This window comes from Microbacterium sp. zg.Y909 (assembly GCF_024626565.1).
The window spans coordinates 1-2,195 of record NZ_JANJFJ010000555.1 but is presented as its reverse complement, the minus strand read 5'-3'; the positions used below and the strand labels follow the sequence as shown (position 1 = coordinate 2,195).

General features: G+C 69.6%; 3 protein-coding genes. All 3 read left to right on the top strand.

Going from position 1 to position 2,195, the window contains the following annotated elements; genetic code table 11:
* A partial coding sequence (locus NQ160_RS22740) for a circularly permuted type 2 ATP-grasp protein (protein ID WP_257517297.1) occupies positions 1 to 702 on the top strand: 702 nt, incomplete at its 5' end.
* Complete coding sequence (locus tag NQ160_RS22735; RefSeq protein ID WP_257494063.1) at positions 683 to 1,618, top strand: alpha-E domain-containing protein; 936 nt, start codon at positions 683 to 685, stop codon at positions 1,616 to 1,618. The genes NQ160_RS22740 and NQ160_RS22735, both read left to right, overlap by 20 nt.
* Positions 1,615 to 2,195 (top strand): transglutaminase family protein (locus NQ160_RS22730; RefSeq protein ID WP_257517296.1); only part of this gene is annotated, 581 nt, incomplete at its 3' end. The genes NQ160_RS22735 and NQ160_RS22730, both read left to right, overlap by 4 nt.

The window sequence follows — 2,195 nt, the reverse complement described above, 5'->3', positions numbered from 1 at the left end:
TACGTGCCCGATCTCATCCGGTACTACCTGGCCGAGGAGCCCATCCTCAAGAACGTGGACACCTGGCGCCTGGAGGACCCGGGCGCGCTGGAGGAGGTGCTCGACCGCCTGGACGAGCTCGTCGTGAAACCCGTGGACGGGTCAGGTGGCAAAGGGCTCGTGGTCGGGCCCGACGCCTCGCCGGCAGAACTCGACAAGCTCCGCTCCCGGCTGCGCGCCGACCCCCGCGGATGGATCGCCCAGCCCGTCGTCATGCTCTCGACCATCCCGACGCTGGTGGAAGACGGCATGCGACCTCGCCACGCCGACCTCCGCCCCTTCGCCGTCAACGACGGCGACGACGTGTGGGTGCTCCCCGGCGGTCTCACCCGCGTCGCCCTCCCCGAAGGCCAGCTGGTGGTCAACTCCAGCCAGGGCGGCGGCTCCAAGGACACCTGGATCGTCGGCGGTGCCGCTCCCCGCAACGTCGAGTACGGTCAGCGCCGCGGCCGTGACATGGCGGATCTCGTCGCCGACCAGGCCACGACCGAGATCCCGGTGATCTACGAAGGCCAGCCCGCGCCCGTGCATTCGCCCCAGGACAATCCGGGCGCCCGCGCGGAGCAGCAGGAGCAGCAACAGCAGCAGCAGGGCGAGCGGGCAGCCGACCACGCTCTTCGCGCAACGACCGAGGAGGCGGCGGATGCTGTCGCGGATCGCTGAATCGCTCTTCTGGATCGGACGCTACATCGAGCGGTCCGACGGCACCGCGCGCATCCTCGACGTGCACCTGCAGCTGCTGCTGGAGGACCCCTGGATCGATGAGGACACCGCGTGCCGGTCGCTGCTGAGCGTCATGGGGTCGATCCCGCCGGACGACGATCTCGAGAAGGTGGAGCGTCAGGACGTGCTGGCTCGTCTGGCCGTCGACCGCACGAACTCGTCGAGCATCGCGTTCTCACTGCAGGCGGCGCGCGAGAACGCCCGCCGCGCCCGCGAGATCGTCTCGACCGAGCTGTGGGAGACCCTCAACACCACCAACTCCCGCATGCCCCGGCGCCTGCAGTCCGAGAAGGTGCACGAGTTCTTCCAATGGGTGCGTGAGCGTTCGGCGCTCGCCGTCGGCATCGTCGACTCTTCGACCAGCCGCGACGAGGCATGGCAGTTCTTCACCCTCGGCCGCAGCATCGAGCGCGCCGACATGACGGCCCGCATGCTCGCGACGCGGTCGCTGACCGAGGCATCCGGACCGTCGTGGACGACCATCCTGCGCTCGTGCGGCGCGTACGAGGCGTACGTGCGCACCTACCGCGGCATGCCGAGCTCCCGCAACGCGGCGGAGTTCCTGCTGCTGGACCGGCTGTTCCCGCGGTCGATCATCTACTCGATCCAGCGGGCCGAGGAGTGCATGAGCGCGATCGACCCCCGCGCCGACCGGGTCGGCCACTCCAACGCGGTGCTGCGGGCGCTCGGCCGCATCCGCAACGACCTCGAGTACAGCCCGATCACCGACATCCTCGGTGAGCTGCCCGAGCACATGGAGCGGGTGCAGACGGTCACCCGCGAAGCGTCCGAGGCCATCCGCCAGCGGTTCTTCCCGACGCAGGCCGAGCCGAGCTGGATCGGAGAGATCTCATGATGCGCCTGCGGATCGAGCACACCACCGGATTCGCGTACCCGGGAGAGGTGTCGGCGTCGTACAACGAGGCGCGCATGCTGCCGGTGTCGACCGAGAACCAGTTCGTGCTGAGCTCGTCGCTCGACATCGAGCCGTCGACGAGCGTCAACCAGTACGTCGACTACTTCGGCACGCGCGTCGCATCGTTCGACGTGCTCTCGGGTCACACCGCTCTCGGCATCACCGCCCGCTCGCTGGTCGAGGTGCGTCCGCGGCCGATGGAGAACTCCGACACGGCCTGGGAGGACCTCGCCGTCGAGGCCCAGCGGTCGATCACGACCGTGGAGATGCTCGCGCAGACGCCGCGCACCGCACCTCACCCAGAGGTGCTGGAGCTGGCCCGCACGATCGTGCAGGAGCACGACAACCCCGGGCAGGCCGCCCGCGCGATCGCGGTGGCCGTGGGCGACGCCGTCGAATACGTCTACGGGAGCACGGGCGTTCACTCCACCGCAGCGGAGTCGTGGGAGAAGCGCTCGGGGGTGTGCCAGGACATGGCCCACATCACCCTCGGCGCGCTGCGGGCGGTGGGGATCCC

What these genes read in the sequence shown, in the direction of transcription:
- NQ160_RS22735 (WP_257494063.1), top strand. Translation starts at nt 683, where the DNA reads ATGCTGTCGCGGATCGCTGAATCGCTCTTCTGGATCGGACGCTACATC.